Origin of the sequence: Actinoplanes sp. CA-015351 (assembly GCF_050955685.1) — a bacterium.
In the GTDB taxonomy this organism is placed as follows: Bacteria; Actinomycetota; Actinomycetes; order Mycobacteriales; family Micromonosporaceae; genus Actinoplanes.
This window is the reverse complement of record NZ_CP192102.1, coordinates 941,518-959,280: the sequence shown is the minus strand read 5'-3', so window position 1 is coordinate 959,280 and position 17,763 is coordinate 941,518. Positions and strand designations below refer to the sequence as shown.

Genomic DNA, 17,763 nt, shown 5'->3' with positions numbered 1-17,763 from the left:
TCTGCCGAACCATCGTAGGCACCTTCGCTCGGGACCTGTGACCCGAGCCTCCAGTGAAACTGGCAAACAGGGCGAAAGGTGTCAGTAAGTTCGCTGACAGCGTCATTTCAAACCAGTTTGGCGTCCCGGGCGCGTCACGGCGAGGATGACCCAGTGGATCAAAAGATCAGGGTGCTGCTGCGTGAGCTCCGGCCGGACGACGCCCCGGCGGTGACCGAGGGCGAGACAGACCCGGCGTTCCAGCGCTTCCTGGGCACGAACCGCGTTGCCGGCGAGGCCGAGGAGCAGGAGAAGCTGGTGATCGAGGGCTTGAACGGCGAATTCCTCGGTGTCATCACCGTCACACCCGAGCTCACCTTCTGGGTAGCGCCCGGCGCTCGGCGCCGCGGCGTCGCGACGGCGGCCCTGCGCGTTCTCGGCGAACACCACACCGGAGGCCGCCTGGAACTGCTGATCGGCTGGGACAACCCGGTGGCACAGCGGGTGGCGATGGCGGCCGGCTACACCCGGGAGGGCGTACGCCGTGAGCCCGGCAGCGAGCGGCAGGTCTGGTCCCGGCTGGCCGGCGATCCGGCGGAGCCCACCCCGCGCCTGCTGCCCGATCTGCCCGGCGGAGAACTCAGCGACGGCGTGGTGAAGCTGCGCCCGCTCGGTGTACAGGATGTCGCTTTTTACACCGAGCTGCACAATTTGCCGGAAGTGGTGAACACCAGCGTTCCACCGGTGCCGCCGACGCCTGCGGAGGTGCTCCGGCGGTGCTCCCGGTCGGACGCGCAGTGGCTGTCCGGCACGCGCGCCGATCTGGTGATCCTGGACGAGGCCACCGGCGCGCCGGTCGGCGAGATCGACCTCTATTACCAGGAGCCGCCGACCCAGCAGGCGATGATCGGGTACAGCATGCTGCCCGGTTATCGCGGACGTGGCCTGACGACCCGTGCCGCCAAGCTCGTCGCCCTCTGGGCGTTCGCCGAGACCGACATCGTGCGGCTGATCGCCGGGGCGGCCCCGGACAACACCGGATCGCAGCGGGTACTGGAGAAAGCGGGTTTCCGGCGGGAGGCGTACCTCAAGTCGCGCCTGCCCGGGCCGGACGGCACCCGCATCGACGACGTGCAGTACGTCCTTCTCGCTGGAGACCTGCTCGCACAGGCCTCCAGCGGCGATTGATCACATGCCCAGGCTGAGAATGCCGTAGTCGTAGCCGCGACGGCGGTAGACGACGCTGGGCCGGCCGCTGTCCTTGTCCTGGAACAGGTAGAAGTCGTGGCCGACGAGCTCCATCTGGAACAGCGCGTCGTCGACGGTCATCGGCTCAGCCGGATGCTCTTTCTCCCGGACGATGCGCCATGGCTGGTCCGCGTCGTGCTCGCTCAGCTCGGTGTCGACCTCCGGCTCCGCGACCAGGGTGCCGGTCCGGCCGGGGTGAACGTCGGTGGGGAGGTTGGCGGTGGCCGCGGCGACGGAAACCGGCGCGTGCCGGCCTCGGTGGACTCGGCGGCGGTCGGCGGAACGCCTCAGCCGGCCGTCGAGTTTGTTGATGGCGCAGTCCAGAGCTGCGTAAAAGTCTTGTGCCTGTGCCTCGGCTCGGACCACCGGGCCTCGCGTCATGACGGTGATCTCGACTCGCTGGCAGGTATCGGCCTGCCGCGGATTGCGCTCGTGGAAGAGCTCGACGTCAACTCTCATCAACTTCGGGTCGTAACGCTCGACCTTGCTCAGCTTCTCGGCGACATGCTCTCGGTAATGATCGGGAACCTCTACGTTGCGGCCCTTGACGACAATGTCCACTCGTGACCTCCCCCAACGTTGTGCTTGCGGGCGCCGAACCACGGCGCATCCTGCATGAAGAAGACGCCGCGTGACTTGCCACCGACGCGGCTTACGTGGGTGGGGCGACTCCTTTCCGGTGCGGGGAACTGGCCCACAAGCGCTCCGGTGGCGGGTAACGATTCCGCTGACCCTCGTCACCTAGACGCTAACCTGCCGCTGCCTGTCCGTCACCACTCGTTTGGGATAACCGATGGCTGACATTCGCCTTCATCGGCAACCCGGGACGGCATGGGAGTCAAACACCGGTAGTGATTTTGCGCAGTTGCGTCGCTGCCAGCACCGCAGCACCCGTGACCTGCATGTCCGCCTCCTCGAGCCGGCGAACCACCGCCGCCAGAGTGGCACCGGTGGTGACGATGTCGTCCGTCACCACAAGGGTCCCCCTCATCCGGTCGCGACGCCGGGGAACGCTGATACGAGGATTGATTCGCAGGGAACTGACAGCTGCCGCGTGCCGTCCGGCAGCGTCCAGTGACGTGGAGTCAGGTCGGGGCAGCGCTCGCAACGGCTGGACCATCCCGGCCGTCCACCCGGCCGCCCTCAGCCTCCGTACCGCGTGACCGGTCATCCGGGCCATGTGGTCACCGTGCCGCTGCCTGCGGGCGGCAGCCGTGGACGGGACCGGAACGAGGACCACCGGGCGGTCGCGCGGCGCAACCGCCGCGACCGCGCCGGCCAGGAGCATGCCGAGAGGCCGGGCGAGCCGATGCCGGCCCCTTTCCTTGTACGCGAGAAGAGCGCCCCGCAAAGCCCCCGCATAGGGCCCGACAGCCGCGCACGCCGGAAAACCCGGTGGTGGCGGCGTGGGAGCCGCCGGATGCGCCACCAGGGCTTCCAGGTCGGCCACGCAGGCCGCGCAGGTCCCGTACCGAAGCCGCACTCGTTCGGCCTCGCAGCCGGCGCAGGCGCCCGGCAGAACCAGGTCGGTCAGATCGCCGAGAAGAGAGAACATCTCAGTTGAGGAAGAAGGGTGCGGCCGGCACGGTGTTCTCCGGCTGATCGCCGGGTGGCTGGGCCAGGTCGGCCGCGTCGATCCGAACCGGGGTGGAGAGCGCGTCCCACGCCGCGTCCGCGGTCGTGTACGACACGTAGTCGGCGTTGCCCAGCTCGTTGCTGACCGGATTTGTCGGATTGGCCGGGTACGCCGTCACGTAGTTCACCGTGTCGTCGCCGAGGTCCGCCAGCCGGGGATCCTGGAGCGCGCCGTCGATCGTCACGTCCATCACGCTGACCCGGCCGTCACCACCGCGGGTGCCGGCGACGGTGAGCCAGCCCTCGCCGCTGAAGTCGGCAGCGGTGACCGGGTTCAGCGGGGGACGCAGCAACTCCGGCTCGCTGAGCGACACGCCGTCGCCGCTGACCGCGAGAACCGCACGGTAGAGCCGGCCGCCCGCCACGATCGCCACCCGGTGCCCGTCCGGCGCCACGGTGATCGCGGTGATCTTGCCGATCACGCCGGACACCTGGACCTGCCGGGCCGCGCCGCCCTCGGCACGGAAGCTGTAGAGCCCGCCGTTGCCGATGATCATCCCGATCGAGGACCCCGGGCGGTCGTTGCTCGTCATCGCCCAGACCGGGTATCCGAGGCCGGACGGCAGGCCGCTCACCTCGCGCAGGGTGGCGTCCTGACCGCTGCTGTTCACCGTGACGCCGACTCGCAGCGCCTCGCTGCCGCCCGATCCGGTGACCAGGGCGGCGTAGGTGTCCGTCGCCGTATTGCTCAGCGCCGCAGTCCGGACGTCCTTGTTCGCCTGCGGCGGGACGGCCGGGATCGCCTCGACCGCGCGCGGCGACTCGGACAGCCGGACGATCTTCCCGCCGTACACCGCGAACCGTTCCGGTAGACGCTGCAGCCGGGCGGCGGCGTTGCTGGTCTCGTAACCGGTGCCGTAGTAGTTCTTGGTTTCCTGGTGGCCGATCTTGAGGGCCAGGTTGTCCGGCAGGAGCGTCCGCAACGACCACTGGAGCTGCCGGCGGAGCCGGTCCAGCGCTTCCGGGGCGCCGTCGGTCGGCACCGCCTGCGCGCTCAGGTTGATCGACAGTGTCTGGTTGGCGATCGCGGGCACCTTGCCGAGCAGCGCGGTGCCATCCGGCAGGAACTCCACGGCGCTCTTGAGCCACGGCGCCGGGCCCTCGATGAGCCAGCCGATCACCGTGGTCGGCACCTGCTCGATCGGCACGTCGCGCAGCATGTAGCGGACGTCCGGGATCAGGCCGGTGTGCTCGGTGTTCCAGAAGTAGATGGTCCGCTGCGTGTACCGGCTCGCCAGCGCGGTGTCGGTGATCAGCAGGAACGGCGGCGCTTCCAGCACGTACAGCGAGACGCCGTCCTCGGCGGTGCCCAGGGTGATCTCGTACTTGCCCCGGACCGGCTCTTTCGGCGGCTCCAGCAGGCCGTTCTTGCCGAGCGTCCCGACCAGGTCGTACGTGATGACGACCTCGGGGTCGCCGGGCGAGACCAGCGGATTACCGACCAGCCGGATCACCCGCGGGATGGTCACCGGCTTGAAGTCGGTGCCCGCCCGCGGCGACATGAACTCCTTGACCCGGTCGATCGCGCCGTCGTAATCACCGGCCGCCGCGGCCAGGTAGTTGTCGACGAACTCGGTCCGGTCGCTTGTCGTCGTCCGGGTGGCCTGGTCCGGCGTGGCGTTGCTGCCCGAGGTGATACCGGTCGACGGGCCGGGGCCGACCACGGTGATCCCGGACTCGTCCGGGATGCCGCAGCCACTCAGCACCAGCAGGGAGGCCACCACGAGACAGGGAAGTGAACGGCGCATCAGCTGGTGACCTCCGCGGGACGATCACGGGGAATGAGCGGCAGCGGCGCCGCCACCAGCCGGTCACCGGCGCGCACCGGCAGGGTCAGCCGGAACTGGGAGCCCTCGCCCGGCGAGCCCCACGCCTCTAGCCAGCCACCGTGCAGGCGGGCGTCCTCGACGCTGATCGACAGGCCCAGCCCGGTGCCGCCGGTCTGCCGGGCACGGGACGGATCGGCACGCCAGAACCGGTTGAAGACCAGGCGCTCCTCCCCCGGTTTCAGCCCGATCCCGTAATCGCGCACGGTCACCGCGACGGCGGCCTCGTCGGTCGTCATGGTCACCACGACCGGCTTGGCCTCGGCGTGCTCGATCGCGTTGCCGACCAGGTTGCGCAGCACCCGCTCGACCCGGCGCGGGTCCACCTCGGCGATCACCGGGGTGTCCGGTAGGCGCAGATCCACCTCGACGCCGGCCCGCTCGGCCAGGCCGGTGAGCCGCTCGGTGACCCGTCGCACGATCGGGACCAGGTCGGTGTGCTCGGCGTCCAGCGCGGCGAAACCGGCGTCGAACCGGCTGATCTCCAGCAGGTCGGTGAGCAGGCCCTCGAACCGGTCCAGCTCGGCCTGGAGCAACTCGGCGCTGCGGGCCACGGCGGGATCGAAGTCCTCGCGCTCCGAGAAGATCAGGTCAGCGGCCATGCGTACCGTAGTGAGGGGTGTCCGAAGTTCGTGAGAGACGTCCGAGGTGAACCGGCGCTGGAGGCGGGACATCTCCTCCAGCCGGACGATCTGCCGCTGCAGGTTCGCCGCCATCTGGTTGAACGCCGCGGCGAGCAGCGCCAGGTCGTCCTCGCCGTCAACCTTCATCCGCTGGTCGAGCAGGCCCGCCGAGAGCCGCTGCGCGGTCCGCGCGGCCACCCGGACCGGGGTCACCACCATGCGGGTGACCAGGCCGGCCACCACCCCGAGCAGGATCACCAGCGCGATGCCGGTGACCAGCACGGTCGTCCGTATCTGGTTGGCGGCCCGGTCCTCGGTGGTCAGCGGGACCATGTAGTAAAGCTCGAGATGACCGAATTTGGTCGGCACCGGGGAGCCGTAGACCAGGTATTTCGTGGTGCCACCGCTGAGGTCCGCGGTCCGGATCTGCTGGGCCACCTGACCCTGCTCGGCGACCGCCCGGATCATGTCCGGAGTGATCAGCTGACGGGTGTCCACATCCGGCAGGGTGACCGCCGGCAGGTCCTGGTAGTGCTCGGCCCGGATCGAGATGACCGAGCCGCCGTCCTCGGCCTGATCACCGTCGAAGAGCTCGTTGACGGTGTCGTTGATCGTGTTCGCCAGCTCCGGGTCACGTGCCTGCGGGTGCACGGTGAGCTGGCTGTACGCGTACGCCACCTTGCCGCTCATCGACGAGGAGATCTCGTCCTGGGTGCGGCTGAGCAGGATGTTGGCGCTCTGCGCGGCGATGAACCAGCCGAACGTGCCGACCAGCAGGCTGGAGCCGACCAGGGTGAGCGTGACCACCCGCAGGTGCAGCGAACGGCGCCAGGCCCGCCGGGCCGGCGCCGTGTACTGCTTGCCGTGCCGGGCGACCACGCGCCAGTAGCGCCGCACCACTCGCAGGGCACGGCGCACGGGCATGGGGAGCCAGGAAGGAGCACGCATCTCGCGGCAACATTAACCGCTCGGACGGCCTAGCCGGTCCCCGCCTTGTAGCCGACGCCGCGGACCGTGAGGATGATCTCCGGACGCTCGGGGTCCGGCTCTATTTTCGCCCGCAGTCGCTGGACGTGCACGTTGACCAGACGGGTGTCGGCCGCGTGCCGGTAACCCCAGACCTGCTCGAGCAGCACCTCGCGGGTGAAGACCTGGCGCGGCTTGCGGGCGAGCGCGACCAGCAGGTCGAACTCCAGCGGGGTCAGCTTCACCTCCTCGCCGTCGCGCGACACGGTGTGCGCCGGGACGTCGATGGTGATCTGGTTCCCGGGCGGGCCGATGGTGAGCATCTCCGGCGCGGCGTCCTCGCCCCGGCGCAGCCGGGCCCGCATCCGGGCCACCAACTCCTTGGGCTTGAACGGCTTGACCACGTAGTCGTCGGCGCCGGACTCCAGGCCCAGCACCACGTCGACGGTGTCGCTCTTGGCCGTGAGCATGACGATCGGGATGCCCGACTCGGCTCGGATGGCACGTGCCACGTCGATGCCGCTCATGCCGGGAAGCATCAGGTCCAGCAGGACGATGTCGGGACGGTTCTCCCGGAAGGCCGCCAGGGCACGTTCACCGTCCGCCACGAAGGAAGGCAGGAATCCTTCGCTGCGCAGGACGATGCCGAGCATCTCGGCCAACGCTGGGTCGTCGTCGACGACCAGTACCCGGGCTCTCATGCGGTCCAATATTGCACTGTCCTGCCGATGTCCGCGCTACCCGGGGGTCGATCTTGCCCCGAGAACGGCCGATCTTTTCCGGCAGCCCCGCACGGAGGCGTAGAAAACGGGCGGTCCCTGACCTGGGACCGCCCGTCGTGGCACACGATCTGCGATCAGATGCCGGGCAAGTCGAACTCTCCGGCCCGGACTCCGGCAATGAAGCCGGTCCAGTCGCCCGCGCCGAAAGTGAGCACCGGACCCGTGACGTCCTTCGAGTCACGGACCAGCACTGCGGCCGGAACGTTGGCGACCTCGACGCAATGCCCAGCAGCGCCACTACGGCTGCTCTTACGCCAGGTGAGCGTGGCGTTCTGCATGATCATCTCCTTCCGTGGAATAACCTTCTCCATTGGACCCCACGGCGAGGGCTCACCGAGCCAGTCGATCCCTCGTCTCAGCGATGGCCGTTCGGCTCTCTTCTAGCGACAATGCGCGTTCCTGCAGGTCATCGAATGCGTCTTGATAGACATCGATCTCCTCGGGCTTCACCCGGAAGAGGCCGCCCGTCAGTCCCTCGATGTGCACCACCGGGTTACGGGTGCCCGGCGCGAACTCCATGACCAGAAAAGACTCGACGAGACCGGCGTGCGCGCCGGCCTCGAAGGGGAGGATCTGGATCTCCACCTCGGGACGGCTGCTCGCCTCGTAGAGCCGGCTGAGCTGGCGCTGCTGCACCTCCCGGCCGCCCACCTCGCGCAGCAGAACACCCTCGTCGATGACGATCCGCAGGCTGGGCGGAGGGTCCCGGGCCAGCACCTCCTGACGGCGCATCCGCAGCGCGAGACGCCGGGCGATGATGTCCATGTCGTCGATGTCCGCGCCGGTCTCGATCACCGCTCGCGCGTACTCGTCGGTCTGCAGCAGGCCCGGCACCACCTGGGCCTCCCACTCGGTGATCAGCACCGCCTCGCCCTCCAGGGCGAGGTACTCGTCGTACGGATCCGGCACCGACGACCGGTACGGCGTCCACCAGGCTCGCGCCCGTCCGCGGCGGGCAAGGTCACGCAGCCGCCCGCGGTCCTCGACGGCGACGCCGTACAGGGTGAGTAGCCGATCGAGGTCGGCCTCGGTGATGCCGGTGTGCGCCGTCTCGATCCGGCTCAGTTTTGACTCCGACCAACCCAGCGCGGTCGCCACGTCGACCGCACGGCGTTCACCGCGGAGCCGGCGCAGTTCACCCCCGAGCTCCCGGCGTGCTGTCGATGTCGGCCGAGCCACGGAGCCACCATATCGGCGTATCGATGAGCCGTTGCAACTTGCAAAGGATGCATTGCGCTTGCAGTGCCATCGCCTGCGTGAAGTAATGGTGGGAGACAGCCGACCTCCGGTGGCGGCAACCCCCGGGGAGACAACGAGCCCCCGCTCGGCGGGCGAGCGGGGGCTCCGGCATGTCTAGACAGCTGTCTAGTAGCGGTAATGGTCCGGCTTGAATGGTCCGCCGACCGCGATACCGAGGTACGCGGCCTGTTCCTTGGAGAGCTCGGTGAGCCTCACTCCGAGAGCGTCGAGGTGCAATCGGGCGACTTTTTCGTCCAATTGTTTCGGGAGCACATACACCCCCACGGGGTACTCCTCGGTCTTCGTGAAAAGCTCGATCTGAGCGATCGTCTGGTTCGAGAAGCTGTTGCTCATGACGAACGAGGGGTGCCCGGTAGCGTTGCCGAGGTTCAGCAGCCGCCCTTCGGAGAGCACGATGATCGAGTGCCCGTCGGCGAACCGCCACTCGTCGACCTGCGGCTTGATCGTCACCCGTGTCACATCATCACGGCGAGCCAGGCCCGCCATATCAATCTCATTATCAAAATGACCGATATTTCCGACGATGGCCTGGTGCTTCATCTGGGCCATGTGCTCATGGGTGATCACGTCGAAGCAGCCGGTCGCGGTGATGAAGATGTCCCCATAACTCACGACGTCCTCGATGCGAGCCACCTGATAGCCGTCCATCGCGGCCTGCAGCGCGCAGATCGGGTCGACCTCGGTCACGATCACCCGGGCGCCCTGCCCGCGCAGTGACTCGGCGCAGCCCTTGCCCACGTCGCCGTACCCGAACACGACCGCCACCTTGCCGCCGATCAGCACGTCGGTTGCCCGGTTGATGCCGTCGATCAGGGAGTGCCGGCAGCCGTACTTGTTGTCGAACTTCGACTTGGTCACCGAGTCGTTCACGTTGATCGCCGGGAAGAGCAGCGTGCCGTGCAGCTGCATCTCGTAGAGCCGGTGCACCCCGGTGGTGGTCTCCTCGGTGACACCCTTGATCCCCGCCGCCACCCTGGTCCAGCGCTTGCCGTCCTCTTTCAGGCTGCGGGCGAGCAGGCCCAGGATCACCGCGTACTCCTCCGAGGACGCGCTCTCCGGCGGCGGCGCCACGCCGGCCTTCTCGAACTCGGCACCCTTGTGCACCAGCAGCGTCGCGTCGCCACCGTCGTCGAGGATCATGTTGGGCGCCTCGCCGTCCGGCCAGAGCAGCACCTGCTCGGTGCACCACCAGTACTCCTCGAGCGTCTCGCCCTTCCACGCGTAGACCGGCACACCCTGCGGCTTCTCCGGCGTACCCTCCCGGCCCACCACGATCGCCGCGGCCGCGTGATCCTGCGTCGAGAAGATGTTGCACGACGCCCACCGCACCTGCGCACCGAGCGCGGTAAGCGTCTCGATCAGCACCGCGGTCTGGATCGTCATGTGCAGCGACCCGGTGATCCGCGCACCCCGCAGCGGCTGACTCGGCCCGAACTCCGCACGCAGCGCCATCAAACCCGGCATCTCGTGCTCCGCCAGATCGATCTCCTTACGCCCGAACGCGGCGAGCGAGAGGTCCGCGACCTTGAAATCACCCTCAGCCAACATCAAAACCCCTTTTTGGTACGACCTAAGGGCGTCCCAACCGCAGCCACGCCGCCCGTGACGACCCTGCGCAAGCCCCTTGCCACTCATCCTGGCTGCCGCGCCGCCGGCGCGTGCCCTTACCGCCGCTTTCAGGGCTGGACATAGCGAACGGGGCGACAGGCCTAAGCCCATCGCCCCGTTCATCCCCCCGGTTTGGTACCGCGCGCGTCCGTGGGACCCCCCGATCACCAATGACGCTGCGTGTTTCTAGATTCACACTCCGCAACCACTATGTCAAGCTATTTCCCCAAAATCCGGACGAAAGCCGCCTCTCGACGAGCGAGCGACCGCCCACCGCAGAAAGCCCAAGCCTCAGCCCGGCGCGGCCCGGCGCGGCCCGGCGCGGCCCGGCTCGGCGCGGCCCGGCGCGGCCCGGCGCGGCCCGGCGTGGCCCGGCGTGGCCCGGCGTGGCTCGGCTCGGCTCGGCTCGGCTCGGCTCGGCGTGGCCCGGCTCGGCGTGGCTCGGCCCGGCTCGGCTCGGCGTGGCTCGGCCCGGCTCGGCTCGGCGTGGATCTTGTGGACTTCCCCGCAAACGTGTCCACACAACTCCACAAGATCGAACGCGCCCAGCCGATCTTGCGGAGTTACACGCAAACGGTTCGCCGAACTCCACAAGATCGGCGAAGCACCAGCACCGCGTGCAGCACGCCGAATCAGCAGAACACCGCGTGCACCACGCCGAACCAGCAGAACACCGCGTGCACCACGCCGGACCCGTGAAACCGACACGCCACGCATGACCGCCCCGCAAACTCGTGCACCCGTGGTCGACCAGCCGGCCACCCGACACAAGCTCACAAGATCTAGAAGAGATCGGCGCACACCACGACGCGTGTTGACTTCGGGCTCAATACGCACTCAATACGCACCCCAACTCGACACGCACAACAGACGGAAGCAGCCGTGAGCCCCACGATCGGGGATCACGGCTGCTTACCGCGGGCGATTGGGCGTACCCAGGAATCAAGCAGGAACCGAGGCGACGAAGAGGACGCCCACGCCGGCCGCGGTGAGCGGCCCGGCGCTCGCCGGGGCGTAAGCGGCCTCGCCGGGCCGCACCTCGACCGGTGTGCCGTGCCCCTCGCCCACGTGGATGTCGCCTGACGCGCCCAGAATGACCCGCGGGCCGCTACCCGGCAGCTGGGCCGGCGGGCGGTCCTCGGTGAGGGTCACGCGGTAGAGCTCGAAGTCCGGCACCGGGACCTTCCACGACGTGACGCCGGGCGCGAGCTCGGTGGGGTGCAGCAGCGGATCGTCCAGGACCTCGAAGCGCAGGACCCGCAGCAGCTCGTCGACGTCGACGCGTTTCGGGGTGAGGCCGCCGCGCAGCACGTTGTCACTGGAGGCCATCAGCTCGACACCCAGGCCACCCAGGTACGCGTGGAGGTTGCCGGCCGGCATCCAGATCGCCTGGCCGGGCTGCAGCCACACCAGGTTGAGCAGCAGCGCGACCAGCACGCCCGGATCGCCCGGGTAGTTGGCTGCCAGGTCGACGGCGAGGACGAACGACGGGGTGTGCCCGTGGTCCTCCGGCACCTGCTGGGCGGCCGACGAGACCTGCTTGATCAGGTCGTCACGCTCGGACTCGGGCCAGCTCAGCAGCGTACGCACCGCGGTTTCGAGGTTGCCGTCGCGCAGGGCGGTGACGACCGGGGCCAGCTGCGGCAGGTTCAGCTCGCCGAGCACCTCGGCGGAGACCTGCGGCGAGCGGAACCCGCAGAGCGCCTCGAACGGCGTGAGCGCCACCAGCATCTCGGGCTTGTGGTGGCCGTCCGTGTAGTTCTTCGGCGCGGCCGGGTCCTCCTCCTGGCGGGCGAAGGCGGACTTTGCGTACTCAGCGTCGGGGTGGGCCTGCAGGGAGAGCGGGCCGGCCGCGGCCAGGACCTTCATGAGGTACGGCAACCGATCGCCGAACCGCTCGACGACCGGCGCGCCGAGCTGGCCGGCCGGGTCGCCGGAGATGAGTGCGTTCAGCGCGAGCGGACCGTCCGGCCCGGGCACTGTCGACGGGTCACCCGGGTGCGCGCCGAGCCACAGCTCCGCCTCCGGTCCCTCGGATGCTGGGCGGCCCTGCAGCTCGGCGATCGCGGTCCGGGAGCCCCAGGCGTAAGTCCGGATCGCTCCGTGAAGCGGGTACACGGTCATACCCGGCAAAGTAGCAGCTATCAGACGGCCGCGGGGGGCGCTGCCTGCTCTTTGCCGGCCCGATCGATGTCCGGCTCGATGTAGATCACGCGCGCGATCGGAACCGCCTCGCGGATCCGCACCTCGGTCTCGTCGATGTGCCGGGCCACGTCCGAGGCGCTCTCCGACTTCGGTACGGCGATCTTCACCGCGACCAGCAGCTCCTCGGGACCGAGGTGCAGCGTCTTCATATGGATGATCCGGTCGACGCCGTCGCCGGCCAGGACCGCCTGCTCGATCTTGCGTACCGCCTCGGGGCTGGCGCCCTCGCCCAGGAGCAGGCTTTTCGTCTCGACCGCCAGAATCCCGGCGATGCCCACCAGCAGCAGGCCGATCGCTGCGGTGCCGGCTGCGTCCCAGCGGCCGTCGCCGGTGATCAGCGTCAGCCCGACGCCGAACAGCGCCAGGATCAGGCCGATCAGCGCGCCGAAGTCCTCCAGGAGCACCACCGGCAGCTCGGGTGCCTTCGCCCGGCGTACGTAATCAACCCAGGAGGTCGTGCCGCGGGTCTGGTTCGACTCCTTGATCGCGGTACGGAACGAGTAACTCTCCAGCCCGATCGCAACCACCAGGACGGCGATCGGCACCCACTGGTACTCGGTGATCCCGTGCGGGTCCTGCCACTTGTGGTACGCCTCGTAGAGCGCGAACAGCCCACCCACGCTGAACAGCACAATCGAGACGATGAACGCGTAGATGTAGCGCTCACGTCCGTACCCGAAGGGGTGCTCCGGGGTGGCCGCGCGTTTCGCCCGCTTGCCGCCGATCAGCAGCAGCAGCTGGTTGCCGGAGTCGGCCACCGAGTGGATCGACTCCGCCAGCATCGACGACGAGCTGGTGAGCAGGTACGCGCCGAACTTGGTGACCGCGATGCCCAGGTTCGCACTGAGCGCTGCGATGATGGCTTTGGTGCCGCCTTCCGCGCTCACGAAATCCCGTCCGGAACGAAGTTCGCCAGTTCCTTCATCTCGCTGATCGCCGGGACGGCCATCGGGTCGAGACCGTGTGCCAGTGCCAGGTAGAGCGATGCGAAGTCGGGGACGGCTACCAGGGACGCGAGCCGCTCCAGCGCCGAGCCGCCCTCGGCGGTCAGCACGTCGCAGCGCACACCACGCCGGTCGGCAATCGTCTGGATCGCGTCAGCGCGGCGTTCCTCGACGGCGACCGGCTCGTCGGCGTCGTCCTCAGGGTTCAGCCCGCCGTCGCGAAGCAGCACGAGCCGCAGCCGGGTGACGCTCTCGTCGACCTCTTCCGGGTCGGCGAAGATGTCCCGGGTGCCCTCGGCGAGACCGCCGAAGACGCCGTCGAGCAGGCCCACGCGACCACGACCGGCCTCGCCGAGCGCGCCGGCCATGACCGGGTAACGCGCATTGGCGGCGAGGGTGTCGCCGAAGCGCCGGGCCGCGACGGTGGCCAGCGGCGAAGAGCCCCAGACGATCGGCACCGAGCCGGCCAGGCCGAGCGCGAGCGCCTTGGCCGGGTTGACGAACGCGTCGGCGGCCGGACGGCAGCGCTCCGCGTCCGCGTCGAGCCGGGTCGCGGTCTCGGCGATGTCCGCCTCGGTGACCTTGACCAGGCCCAGGGCCCGGCCGGCGAAGAGCACGGGAAGGATCAGGCCCCAGAGCGTGGCGCGGGCCGGAGCACGGCGTGGAACACCGATGAACGGCGCGCGGGCCCGCTCGGCCATCGCCTCCAGCTCCGAGCCGGGGTTGCCGATCGCGACCAGCCGGGCGCCGCGGCGGGACGCGGCCTCGGCGGCGGCGAGCGCCTCCGGGCTGCGGCCGGACGCGGAGACCGCGATCACCACGTCGGCGGCACCGACCCAGCCGGGCACGCCGGCGCTGCGGTGGCCGATGATCGGCACCGGGCAGCGTGGCCCGGCCACGGTGGCGAGGATGTTGCCGGTGAGGCCCGCGGTGCCGATGCCGGCCACCACGACGGCCCGTGGCCGGCCCTCCTCGGCAAGCATGCTCAGGTCGACCTCGGCGGCGAGCGCCGCCGACTCACGGACCTGGGCGCCGGCCGACGCGGTAGCCCGGAGCATGCCACCTGGGTCGTTGCCCAGCATCGTCTTCTCGTCGTCGAGCAGGGACTCGTCGGCGACGCGGTGCCCGTTCACCCCGGCGGAGCCGTCCATCGGGTTCACCATCAGGACGCCTCCGTCGTGGTTCCGTTGTTGCTCTGAGGCTTGTGCGCCTCGTTCTTTCGCGCTTCGCTTTTTCGCGCTTCGCTCTTTCGCGCCTCGCTCTTTCGCGCTTCGTCCAGCAGCAGGATCGGGATGTCGTCCCGCACCTCGAAGATCAGACCGCAGCGCTGGTCGGTGCAGGTCAGCGTCTGAGCGTCCTCGTCGTATGCGAGTGGCGAATGATGCGTGTCCGGGCAGGCCAGAATCTCCAGCAACTGCTGATCGAGCGCCACCGCTCAACTCCTTTGTGCAAACGTCGAGTGTCGAGGCGATCCTATCCACGAACGATGGCGAGCACCTCGTCTCGCAGTTCGGCCATCCGCGCCGCGTCGTGGGCCTCCACGTTCAACCGGAGCAGCGGCTCGGTGTTCGAGGCGCGCAGGTTGAACCAGGCACCATCGCCGACCTGGAAGGTCAGACCGTCCAGCTCGTCCACCTCGGCCTGCGGGAACGCGGCACGCACCTCGGCGATCTTGGCGGGCGTGTCGGTCACCGTGGAATTGATCTCACCGGAGGCGGCGTACCGCTCGTACTCGGCGGCGAACTCGCTCAGCGGCAGATCCTGCCCGCCGAACGCGGCAAGAACGTGCATCGCGGCCAGCATGCCGGTGTCGGCGAACCAGAAGTCACGGAAGTAGTAGTGCGCCGAGTGCTCGCCGCCGAAGATCGCGTTGGTCGCGGCCATCTCGGCCTTGATGAACGAGTGGCCGACCCGGCTGCGCACCGGCTTGCCGCCGTTCTCCGTGATGATCTCCGGAACCGCGGCCGAGGTGATCAGATTGTGGATGATCGTGCTGCCCGGGAACTTCGCCAGCTCACGGGAGGCGACAAGCGCCGTGATCGCGGACGGGGAGACCGGGTCGCCTTTCTCGTCCACCACGAAACAACGGTCGGCGTCGCCGTCGAACGCCAGCCCGATGTCGGCGCCCTGCTCGCGTACCGCTTTCTGCAGGTCGACCAGGTTCTTCGGGTCCAGCGGGTTCGCCTCGTGGTTGGGGAACGAGCCGTCCAGCTCGAAGAAGAGCGGGACGATCTCCAGCGGCAGCGCCGGCAGCACCTGGTCGCCGAGCACCGCCGGAACCGTGTAACCGCCCATCCCGTTGCCGGCGTCCACGATCACCTTGAGCTGCCGGATGCCGGCCAGGTCGACCAATGAGCGCAGGTGCGCGGCGTAGTCCTTGAGCGAGTCACGCTGCTCGACCCGTTCCGGGCCCTCGGCCTCCGCGTTCAGGTCGGCGAGCAGTTTCTGGGCGCGCTGGCGGACCACCGCGAGACCGCTGTCCTGGCCGACCGGGCGGGCGCCGGCCCGGCAGAGCTTGATCCCGTTGTACTGAGCGGGGTTGTGACTGGCGGTGAACATGGCGCCGGGAAGGTTCAGCGAGCCGGAGGCGTAGTAGAGCTGGTCGGTCGAGGCGAGACCGATATTGATCACTCCGGCGCCTGCCGCGTTGACACCCCGCGCGAACGCGGCGGCCAGGCCCGGACCGGAGTCGCGCATGTCGTGAGCGATCACGATCCGGTCCGGCTCGCTGCCGGACTCGCGCAACATCTCGACGAACGCGATACCCAGCGCCCGGGCCACCGGTTCGTTGAGCTGGTCCGGAACGATGCCCCGGACGTCGTACGCCTTGATGATCTGCGACAGATCGGTCACCACTCGCTCCTCCATGAGTCCCCTTTGGGCTGAGGGTATCGGAGCGATCAGTACCGAAATGCTTCAACCGCGATGCCGCTCAGTTAACTGAAGAAGATCACGACAAGCACGGTCAGCTACCCGGGTGGTTTCCGGCAAACGGAACTTCGGCGTCAGCCGCAGGGTGATCGCACAGGCAGTATCAAGATCAATCCGGTGCCCCGCCGAGACGAAGACCGGCTTCACCCCGCTCCGCGTCCGCAGCACCGCCCCGACCGTCTCCCCCGCGTCCACCAGCGGCGACCGGTCACCACGCTCCGCACCCACCGGCGCGAACTCCCCCACGAGCCGGGTCTTGCCCACCCCGAACGCCGGAAGATCGGTCAGCACCCCGAGATGCGCCGCAAGCCCGAACCGCCTTGGATGCGCCAGCCCGTGCCCGTCACAGATCAGCACATCGGGCCGCACGGTCAGCTTCTCCAGCGCGTCCAGCAGCGACGGCACCTCCCGGAACGCGAACAGCCCCGGAACATAGGGAAACGCCGGCCGCCCGATCACCAGAGCGGTGTCCCGTACCGAGAGGTCCGCGTAATCGAGCACCACGACCGCCGCACCGAGCCGGTCACCGTCGTAGGCCACGTCCAGCCCGGCAACGGTCCTGGGAGACGCCGGCAGGCGGACGGAGACCACCCGGGAGCGCAAGACCTCCTGAGCGGCAAGAGCTTCCTCTTCGGTACGCGGCCAGAACTCCACCGCCGAAGCATAGAACCGCCCGAATCACCCCCACGCCCCAAGCCAATCCACCACCGCACCGCCCAACCGCCGCCAACTACACAGCGCAAGGATCACCCGGGCTTCAGGAGCAGCTCGATTCTCGCCATTTGCGGTCCTGCCCGGCGACCGGGCTCATCGCGTAACAACTGGTGGCCCTGCAGATCCGCCAGGCCGACCCGGTTTCCCCGATACACACCGCGACCAGCCACGACACAAGATTCACTGCCCCGCCGGGACAGTGACGCCGTCCGCCAAAGGCACCCCACCCCACGCCCCGCCCTGCCCTGCCCCGCCACGCCCTGCCCCGCCCTGTCCTGCCCGCCCTGCCCCGCCCCGCCCTGCTTGGCTCCGTTTGGCGCCGCGCCGGTTGGATCTTGTGGACTTCCCCGCAGACGTAACCGCACAGCTCCGCAAGATCGAACAGGCCCAGCCGATCTTGCGGAGTTACGCGCAAACGGTTCGCCGAACTCCACAAGATCGGCGAAGCATCCCGCTCACCACGCCGAAACGGTGAAGCACCTGCTGTGGTGGCACGGTTAAGCACCTGCTGTGGTGGCACGGTGAAGCACCTGCTGTGGGGCAGAGCGTCACCCCAGCACTCGCCAATCACCCGAAACCGACATGCTGCGGATGGCCGTCCCGCAAACTCGTGCACTTGTGGTCGATCGGCCGGCCAAACCGCACAAGATCTCCGAACGGCCCCTCGCACCGAGAAACCGCCACGCCGCCCCGAGCCCCCGCTACCGGTCTACAAATGGCGAACCCCGGTCGAGCGGTCGCGCGGTGCGGTGGTGGGCCCCGCTCGGGCGGGCGCGCGGGCGGGAGGCCGGCCGAGGCCTGCCTGGTCTGCCTGGCCTGCCTAGCCTGCCTAGCAAACCGGATAAATCCGCCTTCGTCCGCTACTGGCATGCGAGTTCCCGGCGAGCACAGGGCACTTCGCCGCGGGCGAAACGGGACGAGCAAGGCACAAGGCGAGCCGCCCTCGAACGGGACGGGCGCGGTGCAGGCGAGCCGCCCTCGGCCGGGGCCAGCTGGCGGCACGGGGCGGGACCGCGGCGCAGGGCGGGATAGCGGCGCGGGA

Annotated in this window: 14 protein-coding genes and 1 pseudogene; 1 reads left to right on the top strand and 14 read right to left on the bottom strand. The window is 69.0% G+C overall.

The window, feature by feature from the left end:
* The first annotated feature begins 153 nt into the window (after positions 1-153).
* Complete coding sequence (locus ACQP2E_RS04350) at positions 154-1,167, top strand: GNAT family N-acetyltransferase (protein ID WP_433828584.1); 1,014 nt, start codon at positions 154-156, stop codon at positions 1,165-1,167.
* On the opposite strand, the gene hpf is transcribed toward ACQP2E_RS04350, so the two are convergent.
* From hpf to nfi, 14 genes and pseudogenes are all read right to left on the bottom strand, one after another.
* Complete coding sequence (gene hpf / locus ACQP2E_RS04345) at positions 1,168-1,788, bottom strand: ribosome hibernation-promoting factor, HPF/YfiA family (protein ID WP_433828583.1); 621 nt, start codon at positions 1,786-1,788, stop codon at positions 1,168-1,170.
* A 277-nt stretch (positions 1,789-2,065) separates the two neighbouring features.
* A complete protein-coding gene (locus ACQP2E_RS04340) occupies positions 2,066-2,782 on the bottom strand; it encodes a ComF family protein (protein ID WP_433828582.1) in 717 nt (238 codons plus the stop codon).
* Position 2,783: 1 nt separating this feature from the next.
* A complete protein-coding gene (locus ACQP2E_RS04335; RefSeq protein WP_433828581.1) occupies positions 2,784-4,610 on the bottom strand; it encodes an LpqB family beta-propeller domain-containing protein in 1,827 nt (608 codons plus the stop codon).
* Entirely contained in the window at positions 4,610-6,235 is a 1,626-nt protein-coding gene (gene mtrB / locus ACQP2E_RS04330) for an MtrAB system histidine kinase MtrB (RefSeq protein ID WP_433828580.1), read from the bottom strand. Before mtrB ends, ACQP2E_RS04335 begins: the two co-directional genes overlap by 1 nt.
* A gap of 53 nt (positions 6,236-6,288) precedes the next feature.
* Positions 6,289-6,978, bottom strand: coding sequence for an MtrAB system response regulator MtrA (mtrA, locus tag ACQP2E_RS04325; RefSeq protein ID WP_014688036.1), 690 nt, complete (start codon positions 6,976-6,978; stop codon positions 6,289-6,291).
* Between the two features lie 155 nt (positions 6,979-7,133).
* Positions 7,134-7,337 (bottom strand): DUF397 domain-containing protein, encoded by a 204-nt coding sequence (locus ACQP2E_RS04320; protein ID WP_433828579.1) that lies wholly within the window; start codon positions 7,335-7,337, stop codon positions 7,134-7,136.
* A 52-nt stretch (positions 7,338-7,389) separates the two neighbouring features.
* Positions 7,390-8,238 carry a helix-turn-helix domain-containing protein gene (locus ACQP2E_RS04315; RefSeq protein WP_433828578.1) on the bottom strand — a complete coding sequence of 283 codons (849 nt, stop codon included), beginning with the start codon at positions 8,236-8,238 and terminating at the stop codon, positions 7,390-7,392.
* 186 nt (positions 8,239-8,424) lie between these two features.
* Positions 8,425-9,867, bottom strand: a complete 1,443-nt coding sequence (gene ahcY / locus ACQP2E_RS04310; protein ID WP_433828577.1) for an adenosylhomocysteinase — start codon at positions 9,865-9,867, stop codon at positions 8,425-8,427.
* A 1,002-nt stretch (positions 9,868-10,869) separates the two neighbouring features.
* On the bottom strand, positions 10,870-12,051 hold the full coding sequence (manA, locus tag ACQP2E_RS04305; RefSeq protein ID WP_433828576.1) for a mannose-6-phosphate isomerase, class I: 1,182 nt from the start codon (positions 12,049-12,051) through the stop codon (positions 10,870-10,872).
* Between the two features lie 20 nt (positions 12,052-12,071).
* Positions 12,072-13,019, bottom strand: coding sequence for a cation diffusion facilitator family transporter (locus ACQP2E_RS04300; protein WP_433828575.1), 948 nt, complete (start codon positions 13,017-13,019; stop codon positions 12,072-12,074).
* Positions 13,016-14,227: an SIS domain-containing protein gene (locus ACQP2E_RS04295; protein WP_433833762.1), complete on the bottom strand. Its 1,212-nt coding sequence runs from the start codon at positions 14,225-14,227 to the stop codon at positions 13,016-13,018. The genes ACQP2E_RS04300 and ACQP2E_RS04295 overlap by 4 nt, the downstream gene beginning before the upstream one ends.
* A 92-nt stretch (positions 14,228-14,319) precedes the next feature.
* Positions 14,320-14,508: pseudogene (locus ACQP2E_RS04290) on the bottom strand (Trm112 family protein); the annotation flags it as partial.
* Positions 14,509-14,549: 41 nt separating this feature from the next.
* Positions 14,550-15,929 (bottom strand): phosphomannomutase/phosphoglucomutase, encoded by a 1,380-nt coding sequence (locus ACQP2E_RS04285; protein WP_433828573.1) that lies wholly within the window; start codon positions 15,927-15,929, stop codon positions 14,550-14,552.
* Between the two features lie 63 nt (positions 15,930-15,992).
* Complete coding sequence (gene nfi, locus ACQP2E_RS04280; RefSeq protein WP_433828572.1) at positions 15,993-16,661, bottom strand: deoxyribonuclease V; 669 nt, start codon at positions 16,659-16,661, stop codon at positions 15,993-15,995.
* Positions 16,662-17,763: the final 1,102 nt, after the last annotated feature.